General features: G+C 68.5%; 9 protein-coding genes. 5 read left to right on the forward strand and 4 right to left on the reverse strand.

Going from position 1 to position 9,768, the window contains the following annotated elements:
• Together E1266_RS31535 and E1266_RS31540 are read right to left on the reverse strand one after the other, a co-directional pair.
• On the reverse strand, positions 1-740 hold a 740-nt coding region (locus E1266_RS31535), incomplete at its 3' end, for an MBL fold metallo-hydrolase (protein ID WP_132053290.1).
• Between the two features lie 712 nt (positions 741-1,452).
• Complete coding sequence (locus E1266_RS31540; RefSeq protein WP_132053292.1) at positions 1,453-1,899, reverse strand: DUF1772 domain-containing protein; 447 nt, start codon at positions 1,897-1,899, stop codon at positions 1,453-1,455.
• A gap of 93 nt (positions 1,900-1,992) precedes the next feature.
• On the opposite strand from E1266_RS31540, the gene E1266_RS31545 reads away from it, so the two are divergent.
• Together E1266_RS31545 and E1266_RS31550 are read left to right on the forward strand one after the other, a co-directional pair.
• Positions 1,993-2,571: a TetR/AcrR family transcriptional regulator gene (locus E1266_RS31545; RefSeq protein ID WP_132053294.1), complete on the forward strand. Its 579-nt coding sequence runs from the start codon at positions 1,993-1,995 to the stop codon at positions 2,569-2,571.
• Positions 2,572-3,113: 542 nt separating this feature from the next.
• The gene (locus E1266_RS31550) at positions 3,114-4,496 is read left to right on the forward strand and encodes a serine hydrolase domain-containing protein (protein ID WP_207946029.1); all 1,383 of its coding nucleotides are present in this window, start codon (positions 3,114-3,116) and stop codon (positions 4,494-4,496) included.
• 83 nt (positions 4,497-4,579) lie between these two features.
• On the opposite strand, the gene E1266_RS31555 is transcribed toward E1266_RS31550, so the two are convergent.
• Positions 4,580-5,032, reverse strand: a complete 453-nt coding sequence (locus E1266_RS31555) for a hypothetical protein (protein WP_207946030.1) — start codon at positions 5,030-5,032, stop codon at positions 4,580-4,582.
• A 301-nt stretch (positions 5,033-5,333) separates the two neighbouring features.
• Positions 5,334-5,993: a DUF6461 domain-containing protein gene (locus E1266_RS31560; protein ID WP_132053296.1), complete on the reverse strand. Its 660-nt coding sequence runs from the start codon at positions 5,991-5,993 to the stop codon at positions 5,334-5,336.
• A gap of 250 nt (positions 5,994-6,243) precedes the next feature.
• Between E1266_RS31560 and E1266_RS31565 the strand changes: the two genes are divergently transcribed.
• From E1266_RS31565 to E1266_RS31575, 3 genes are all read left to right on the forward strand, one after another.
• Positions 6,244-8,559: a hypothetical protein gene (locus E1266_RS31565; protein ID WP_132053298.1), complete on the forward strand. Its 2,316-nt coding sequence runs from the start codon at positions 6,244-6,246 to the stop codon at positions 8,557-8,559.
• 155 nt (positions 8,560-8,714) lie between these two features.
• Complete coding sequence (locus E1266_RS31570) at positions 8,715-9,548, forward strand: thioesterase family protein (protein ID WP_132053300.1); 834 nt, start codon at positions 8,715-8,717, stop codon at positions 9,546-9,548.
• The gene (locus E1266_RS31575; protein WP_132053302.1) at positions 9,548-9,751 is read left to right on the forward strand and encodes a DUF397 domain-containing protein; all 204 of its coding nucleotides are present in this window, start codon (positions 9,548-9,550) and stop codon (positions 9,749-9,751) included. The genes E1266_RS31570 and E1266_RS31575 overlap by 1 nt, the downstream gene beginning before the upstream one ends.
• Positions 9,752-9,768: the final 17 nt, after the last annotated feature.

Consider the following 9,768-nt stretch of genomic DNA (forward strand, 5'->3'; position numbering starts at 1 on the left):
GGGCCGAGGCGGGGGTCGTTGGGGGGTTCGGCGTCGCGTAGGGCGTGTACGTAGGCTCGGTCCTGGTCGATGCGTGTACGTATCTGGTCGGCTTGGGCGACGGAGCCGTGACCTGGGATGAGGACCTCAGCGTCGTCCGCCGCTTCTTCCAGTAGGCGCAGGCCGACGAGGTATTCCTCGATTGGGTCGTTGGTGCCGTCCGGGTCGTTGAGCATCGGGATGAAGACGTCGGAGAGCATGTCGCCGGCTACGAGGACGCCGCGTTCCTCGATCAGCAGTGCCGCATGGCCCGGAGAATGTGCAGGATGCTCGATGATCCGAGCCTTAGGGCCGTCCCAAGGGATCTGCGCAGTTTCGGCTGGGAGATCGGTAATTAGGCCGAACAGTTCTAGGGGTGTTTCGTCGGCGATTTCGGGCGGCAGTCCCTCGGCGACTCGGGCCTTCCAGTCGGGCTTCGAGCGGAGATCTCGCATGTAGGCCGCGCAGCGGGCGGTGCCGTAGCGGGGTGCTTCGCCGAGGTCGGCGTGCCAGAGGACGTGGTCCCAGTCGGGGTGCGTCGAGAAGCCCGCCGCGACGGGCTGGCCCAGCTCGCGAAGGTCGTTCGCGAGGCAGGCCATTTCGTCGCCTGTTATTCCGGCGTCGACGAGCAGTGCGCCTGCTCGTCCTTGCACCACGACAGCGTTGTTCAGGAGCAACGCGCTCTGGTGGACCAGCACGCCCTCCGCCACCTGCGTCAGCATGGGGCTCCTACCGCTTGTAATTTGCAACCACTCGGGGAGACCGTAGTGGCTGGCAGTTGCAGATTGCAAGCACTGTGGGCCAGGGTGCGGGACTGCGCTTTCATGTGGAGTTGCTCGGACCAGGCCCCCGCCGCGCCATCGGAAGGTGTTGCTCAGAGCTCGGGAAGGCCCCTCGTCCTCGCGGCGAGGAAGGGTACGTGGCCTTGCGCGGCCGTCTGTGGCTCAGGTCGAGGAGTTGCCTCGGCGGCGTGCATCCCGTGGTGAGCTGCGGGACAAGCTCGCCGCGCGATGGTTGGGCGGCTTTCCGTGTCAGCGCCCGGACCGTGATCACTGCCGCTTCCCGGTCGGACGATCCCGAGGCGGCCTAACGGTCGTTTGTGGGTGGGAGGTGGGGGACGTGGCCGTGCCCGAGAACCGTGTCGGGCGCTTCGGGGTATCAGCGTCGCGGACGGGGTTAGGAACGGGCTTAGGGACGGGCAAAGCACTGGGCGGGAGAGACCTGGGCTCGACCCGCCTTGGCATGTAGGTCGCCGTGGGCCGCAGCCACACCGCCACCTGACGGAGTTCTCGAGACGCGTCCGCTGGGGCTGCCCCGGGTCTCGTCTGTCCGCTGCCGCCCGCGCCGCGGTCACGGTGGGATTCATCGTGATCAACACTGCCGCTGTCCCAGAAGTGGGGGGATCGTGCGTCGCCTACTCAGTGTGGGGCGGGGTCAGGCCAGGGCGGCCGGTAGGAGGGTGAAGGCGGCGATGATGACGGCGACGCGGACGTAGTGGAAGCGGTCCCAGCGGTTCATCTGCTGCTTCCAGTCGTCGGGCCGGTTGTCGGGGGTCCACGTCTTGCCCTGGTTGTTGATCGGGACGAGCAGGAGGATCGACATGATCACACTGACGATCAGCAGCGCGGCGGCGGTGATGACGAGGCCGGTTCCTGGGTCGCCCCAGCCGGCGATGGCCCAGATCGCGGTGAGGACGAGGGAGGTGATGTACCAGACCGGCATCACGGCGCCGAGCATCCGACCCCCGTGGGCCCGGCCGCGCAGGGCGCTGTCGTCGGGGAGGGCGTCGAGGATCCGGTTGATGACGAAGGCGACGGAGAACTCCACCCCCACCATCAGGCCGACGACCACGGTGGTGATGACCCCGAGTGCGTTGAGCATGCTGAACCCTTCCTAAAAGACTAGCGTTGATAGATGACGTGGCAACGCTAGTACTGCTGCCGCTCTCTTGTCTAGCGGTGCTAGGATCAGCGCATGTCCGTACAGGAGCGCAAGGAGCGTGAGCGGGCGGCTCGCGAGCGCCTCATCGTGGCGACGGCCCGTGAGCTTGCCGAGCAACAGGGGTGGGACGCGGTCACCACCCGCCGGCTCAGCGAGCGCATCGAATACAGCCAGCCCGTCCTCTACAGCCACTTCCGCGGCAAGCGGGAGATCATCGGCGCCGTCGCCCTGGAAGGCGCCGCCGAGATGGCCGCGGCGCTGCGGGCCGCGGCCTCAGACGCGGACGGTCCGCGCGCCCGGGTCACCGCCCTCGCCCGCGCCTACCTCGACTTCGCCGCACGCAACCCGGCGGTCTACGACGCCATGTTCCAGCTCGACGGCGGCCTTGCGTTCGCGCAGAAGGACACCCCGGAGCCTCTGAAGGACGCCTTCGCCGCCCTGCTGGAGAACCTGGACGAGGTCGCCGGCGACGGCGTCCACCCGGCACTGTTCACCGAGCTGTTCTGGGCGTCCCTGCACGGGCTGGCGACCCTGACCCGAGCGGGACGGCTGCCACCTGAGGACACCGAGCGCCGGACGGAGCTGCTGGTCAACCGACTAACCGTGCTCTGACGCACCGTCCAGCCGCCACACCGCCGAGGTCCACGCGCCTCCATGCAGGCCGACCGCATCCGCCGGGCATTGTGCTCGGTGAACGGGAACGCCACCGCTGCGGCAAGAGTGACAGGCAATATCGCGACGCGCAGGCACCGCTCTCCGATCACCCGCAGCTCGCCCCGTCCGGGACACAGACCCAGGGCGGGCCGTCCGCCCAGTTCGGCCGGGGGACGGGGAGTTCACAGACGACGTGGGCAACGGAATACACGACGAGGGCGGGGCGACCTCGATGGGCTCCACCTCGTTGTCGTTCAGGAGGACGTCCGCGCCCGTGCCGGCCTGCCAGGCGGCGGGAGCGGCGCCCTCGATCCGGGTCGCCAAGTCGCCGACGCGACGCGCCGGGTAGATCTGGCTGCGCCGTGGGGGCTCACGACGAGTTCTTCGTGGATGAGGCTCCCGGTGTATTGCGGGTGTATCGGAAAGCTCATACGTCGGCGCAACGCCCGTTCGTCTTCGGTGGGGGCATGGGCCACAGCGGTCCTTGCCGAGGGAATGGCGTGCCCCGCTTCGGGGGCCGCGGCGGAGTCCGCATCGGCCGGCTCTGGTCGCTGGCCCGGGTCACGGCTTTCGGCTCTCTGCTGTGTCCGTCCGTTGGCTGGGACGTTGCGGGCCGGATGGTGAACCGGTTCGCCGATCAGGAAAGGGCCGTGATGATGGACGAGGATTCCGTGCGTGGTGTCGACCGGCGGCGGCTGCTCGGATGGGGCGGGTTGGCGGCCGCGGGCGTGGTCGGGGCCGGTGCGCAACTGGTGGGCGCCCGGCCCGGCCACGCCGACCCGGCGCCAAGCGGCCCGATCCCGCGCGACGCGCTGCCCGGCGGTGCCTATGACCGGTACGTGGCGGGCCTGGCCGCACAGGACAAGTTCTCCGGCGTGGTACTGCTGGCGCACCGGGGTCGGACCGTCCTGTCACGCAGCTACGGCTGGGCCGACAAGGAAAGGCAGGTCCGCAACCACCAGGATGTCGCGTTCAACCTCTCCTCGGCGGGCATTCCGTTCCCTCCGGTGGCCATCCTGCAGCTATTGCAGGAGGGCAGGCTGACGCTGACGGACACGGTCGGCTCCCACCTGGACGGCATCGACGGCGACATCGCCGAGCAGGTGACCATTCACCACCTGCTCACCAGTACCTCTGGGATAGACGCCCCGGCCCCGGACGTGCAGCGCGTCTTCAACAGCCGTGAAGAGGTGCGCGAATACAAGCGGCAGTGGGTCCGGCAGGCGACGCTGGTGGCCGTCCCCGGCTCGAACGACGCCCTCAACAGCCATTCCGCCGGCGGCGGCGCCGCCGACGCGATGGCGACGCAGATCGTCGAAGCCGTGACCGGTACGACGTTCTGGGACTACATGAACGAACACGTCTTCGGACGCGCCGGAATGACCGGCTCCGCCTACTACACCAGGGACCAGTGGCTCGCCGACGAGCACATCGCGCACCCCTACATGCGCCAGCCCGACGGCAGCCGGGTGGACGGAGTCCGCAACCTGGACAAGGACAGCCTGAGCCGGCAGGGGCCAGGCGAGAATCCGGGCCGCAGTTTCATTGGCAACGTGTTCGCCACCGCACCGGACCTGGTCCGGTTCGCGGAAGCACTGCGCAACGCCACGGTGCTGAACCGGCCCTACGCCCACTTGTACACCGGGTCCAACGGTCCCGGCCGCCGGCCCACGTCGTTCCACGCGTACTCGGGTGTTCTTCACATCGTCAATGGCGGCGAGTGGGTGTCGGGGCGCGGCGGCGGCACCGGCGGGGTCAGCGCCAACTGGAACATCTACCTGGACCGCGGTTGGGTCGGCGTCGTCCTCAGCAACTATGACGACCTGGAGGAGTTCGGGGAGATCCTCAGCCGGGAGCAGCAGGCCATCACCGGGCAAGGCTGACGCGCGTCCACTGCGGGCACGGACGTCATGGGAGCTACGTGGGGTGCGCCGGGCCTACGGTCGGCCGGTTGCACCGGGTCGGTTCACCGTGCGTCCGTGACCTGCGGGGCGATGGCGGGTGTTGCTGTCAATCTCGGGCTGCCCTCGGGTGTGGTGGACGCGTGTGATCGCCGCGTCGCCGGTTTCGGGCCACTAGTGATCGCTGCCCTGCCAGGGGAAGGCGACCAGATCGGGTCGACCCAACCGGGGCGGGCTTGCGGGCCGGCCAGCGTCGTTGAGCGGTAGAAGCGGGTGAGCAGGCGCTTGTCGAGCAGCGCGGGATACCGGTCGATGAAGACGCCGAAGTCCGGGGTGGCGTGCTCGGCGGCGTGGTGGGCCACGAGTTCCACCCAGGCCCGGCTGACGGTGGCGTGGCACTTCTGCGTCACTCCGGCATAGCGGGCGGTGCGCTGGATGCCGTCGCTGACCAGGCCGATGGCGTCCGGCATGCCGACCCGGTGGACCGCCAGCCGGGTCAGGTGCAGCTCGTACGTCATCAACGCGATCGAATACGTCCGTGACGATCCGCTCCCTCGCAATGAGCTTTTCGACGACCCTGATGAGCTCCTCCGGCTGCTCGACCACACCAGGAAGTCCATCGAGTCCCAGCCCACCTCATGGACCGAACCCGAGTATGAGGCGGCTCCCCCGGCGGACGACACCTGACCCGACCTCCAGCGTTCGTGCCCACATGCCTGCCCCTTCCGGCGGTCCTTCAGGGGGTCGCAGCAGCGTTCCCGATCCATGGGAGACGGGGCGCGTCCTGCGCGGACATTGACGCGCCAAGGGCCATGGCGATCAACCGGGGCCGTGGGCTGCGCTATGGGGGACGAGGCCGGTGACGAACGTTGCTTTGTCCAGGAGTTCCGGTGTGAGGTGAACCCCCGTCAGTCGTTCGGCGAGGGCGAATGTGGCCTCGGTCGTCATGGAGAAGTCCCGTTCGTATTCGTCATTTTCCTCTCGCAGGTCGAATCCCACTTCTTCCATCAGTTCCATGAAACCGTCTGGAGGGGAATCGTCTGGAGGGGAATCGTTTAGGCCAGTCGGGAAGAGGGGTTCGAAGGACGTCCGGGCCTCGCCGTCCTCGTACCAGAGGAACCGGTCGACGGCGTTGACGTTGCAGAAGTGGGAGACCAGGCGGGTACCTCGCGACAAGGGTTCGACTAGATGTGGGATGGTCCCCAGGAAGCCGTTTACTTCCAGGCCCAATAGCCATTCACCTTGATCACCCGGGAGGGTGGTGGCCGCTATCAGGTACTGCTGACCGGGGTGTTCCCTCCAGACATCCGAGCTTCGCCTCTCCAAGTCGGCATACCCCGAGACGGTCCCGCAAGGCGTGGCGTGCATGCCCCGTAGGTAATCCTGCACGGAAAGGCCGCGGGCCAGGAGAGCGCAGTACGCATCTGCTAGCTCTGAGTAGTCGTTGATCCACTGGTAATCGATTGCGGTAACCGTCATTAGACCACCATGCCAGAAGCACGGAACTCAGGTGCGACATGGGTGAACTTCGTAGGGGCGAAGCGGCGAGTACCAGGGCGCCGTGGCCGTTGCGCGCCCGCCGCTGAGGACGAGCACGGGGAAGGAGATTTGGCCGCGCTGTCCCGATGCGGCCACCCAGTGCCGTCGGCTCACGGTAAACCGGAGCGATCATCCGCACGTCCTGGTTTCTGTAAGTTCAACGTGCTTCCATTCGCGATGAGGTGATGGTGTGAGAGGTCGTGCCGGCATTGCCGTCCTGGCCACGTTGACCCTGACCGCAAATACGTTGATGGCCGTTCAAGGAGCGAGTTCGGCCGTCGCGGAAACGACACCCACGGACGGTGCGTCGCGGCCGTACGAAGTGACCTCCAAACGCGTGAAGGAGCCGTTCGCGGTCGCCCCGCGTCGCATGGTCGTCCCGTTGACCTGGTCCGAAAGCGCGGTCGAGCCGGTCGGCCGGGCCATCACCTATCGCAACAACACACGCAAGGACCAGGAAATCCGACTGCGGGTAAAGCTGCGGGACCGTTCCGGAAACGCGGCCCCCGCCGCGCTTGCGGCGCTGTCGGCGGATTCCCTGACCGTGCCCGCCGGGCGAGAGGCCGGCGCGAAGCTGGAACTGCGCCGCCATGGGGTCAAGCCCGGTGCCTATCGCGGCACCGTCCAGGTCACGTCTGCGACCGGTGAGCCGCTGGGCGCGACGGCGCTCTCGATCCACCTTCGTGCGCCCGTGCCCGCGCCCGCTCCTCCGGTCGGGTCCGTGACGGCCTCCCCCGACTCCATCACCGTCGACCTGGCCTCGCCCGGTATCCCGGACCTGACACGGCGGCATACGATCACCTACCGCAACACCGGGCCCAGGCCCGTCACCCTGCGGTTGGCCGCCGACCTGACCGGTCCCGACGAAGAGCCGACCGAGGCCCCCGCCGAGCTGCTCGAAGCGCCTGACCAGGTAACCGTTCCCCGCCGCGGAAGCGCGGAGGTGACACTGACTTTCCGGGGTGCCGGAATTCCCCACGGCCGTTACCAGGGAACGCTGGTCGCCACGGGAACCGACGGCGCGGCGAAGGTGACCACCCCCCTCGCGGTCGATGTCGGCCGGGAGAAGTACAACGTCGCGGTGAACCTGGTCGACCGCAATGGCGTCGATCCGACGCAGCCGACCTGGGTTTACGCCTGGAGCGTCACGGACGGCGGCCGCTGGGAGCGCAGGGTCGAGAACGGCACGGGCGTCTTCGAACTGCCGCCCGGCGTCTATGACGTCACCACCGCCATCGCCACCGGGGAGGGCGAAACCCTGATCAACCACCGCATCACGGTCGACGACTGGGACCTCGACCTGGTGATGGACGCGCGGGAGGGCGAGCCCGTCGAGCTCAGTCCGCAGGGCGTCGATGTCCCCGGCATGATCGAGGCATGGTACGAGACTCCGTGGTACCGGTTCACCGCTGAGGGCCCCGAAGGCTCGGTCTTCGCCGTCTGGCACGGGCCCGGCGAAGTCACGGAGAACGTCGGCTTCCAGGCCCTCGGGTGGGGGAAGCGCGACGCGACCGAGGGGCCGGGCGCGGCGTACATCCTCAGCCGTTACTTCGCCGGACGGATCCCGTCCGACACGGTGTGGCACCCGAGCCCGGACGAGCTGAGCGTGACCCGCAACCACTTCCGCTCGGTGAATCACTCCCGGTCCGGCGGCCTCAACCTGACGGGCGGTTACGTCGACTCGCTGCGAATGGACGTGACCTTCCCGCAGACCGTCACTACCTACATCGAGCCCGGACTGACCTACAGCCGGGAGCTGGGCTACGGAATCGCCTACGAGAACTGGGCCCAGATCGCCGACTACCAGGCCGTGGCGGAACAGGGTGAACGCGACGACGTCTGGAACGGCGCAGTCCTCACCCCGGGCGACTTCGGCGTGGGAGCGAAACCGCGGCGGAGCTCGGGCGGCCAGCTCTCGGTGATCGCCCCCATCACGTACGTCGACTCGTCCGGACGGACCGGTTCGATCGACCGGACGACCAACGAGTTCACCCTCGCCGCGGATGGCCAGACGATCGCCACCGGTACGGGGCAGCTGTACGCCAGCCTTGCGCCCGAGTCCAAGCGCTACACCCTGACCTGGGACCGCACCGCCAACCCGGAGATCGCGGTCTTCTCCACCGCGACCAAGACCGAGTGGTCGTTCGAGTCGCACCACATCGAATGGGAGGAGCAGATTCTTCCGCTGCACCTGCTGCGGCTCGCGGTCCCCGGCCTGAGCGACGACAACGCCGCCGCGCCGGGCTCCGAGTCGCGGATCCCCGTGAAGGTGCGACCGGTCGAGGGCCTGCCGACGCCCGAGATCACCTCGATGTCCGTCGAGACGTCCGCCGACGACGGCGGCACCTGGCAGGCGGCGCCGTCCGCCGAAGAGGACGGCACCTGGATCGCGACCGTGACCAACCCGGACGCCCCCGGGTTCGTCTCCCTGCGGATCACGGCGACCGACGCCGACGGCAACACCGTGACCCAGACGGTCGTCCGCGCCTACAAGGTGGAGTCCTGACGCGATAGGGCCCGTTCGCGGGCCACGAGCAATGGGTGGTCAACACCAGACCGCCCGGAGCGTGCGGCGCGGACGCCGGTCATCGGCGTCCGCGCCGGGCGCGTTTACCTCTGGCGTAATCGCGGGCGGGGTGCCGGGTGCCGGACGGTGTGCGCATGGGAGATTTCCTCGATTCTGATACCGAAGTCACGCGCCGTGCCGACGGGGTGTTTGACGCCCAGATCAGCGACCGCTGGAACGGTATGCATGGTGCGCCGCTCGGCAGCTATGGGCTGGCGGTCGGCGTGCGGGCGCTGGCGGAGACGGTGCCCCATCCCGATCCGCTGTCGGTGTCGGCGTACTTCCTCCGTCCAGTCGAGGTCGGGTCGGCCGAGGCGCGTACCGAGGTCGCGCATACGGGGCGTCGTATGGCGACCGGTCAGGTGAGCCTCGTCCAGGGCGGCGAGGAGAAGCTGCGGGCAATCGCCACGTTCGCCGATCTCGATCGGGTCGACGGCGTTACGTCGCTGTTCGGCGGTCCGCCGCGGTTGCCGCCGTCGGACGAGTGCGTCGATCCGCTGGACGGTGTGGCGCTGCCGGGCATGAGCCTGCTGGACCGGGTGGAGTACCGCACCGCCGAGGTCCCCGGCTGGCTGCGCGGCGAGCCCGGCGGCACGCCCGCCTGCGACCTGTGGATGCGCCTGCGCGACGGTCGGCGGCCCGACCTGCTGGCGCTGGTGTTGCTGTGGGACGCGATGGCCCCGATGGTGCTGGAGATCGGCCAGGCCCCGTCGACCACCCTGGAGGCGACCGTCCACATCAGGCGGCGACCGGCACCGGGTTGGCTGGCCTGCCGGGTGGCCACCCGTTACGTCACCGGCGGCCTATGCGAGGAGGACATGGACATCTGGGACTCGGCAGGGCACCTGGTGGCCCAGTCTCGGCAACTGACCCTCCTCCGCCGACCTGCGTCCTCTCCCTCCCAGACCTGGTGGGTTCGGCCGAAGTGATGCGCGAGCAGATCGAGCACCTGCTCAAGCTCAGCGACCTGCCCAATGTCACCATCCAGATCGTCCGTAACAACTGTGTCGAGCTGGCGGGCGCGGCCGGGGTGGTGGCGGTCCGGGACAGCAAGGACCCGGACGGTCCCGTCCTCCTGGTGACCCGTGCGGCCCTGCGGGCGGCCGTTCGGTCGGTCGCCAAGGTGCGCTGACCGTCCGGCAAGGAACC

The organism is Actinomadura sp. 7K534, from assembly GCF_004348575.1.
GTDB classification, from domain to species: domain Bacteria; phylum Actinomycetota; class Actinomycetes; order Streptosporangiales; family Streptosporangiaceae; genus Spirillospora; species Spirillospora livida.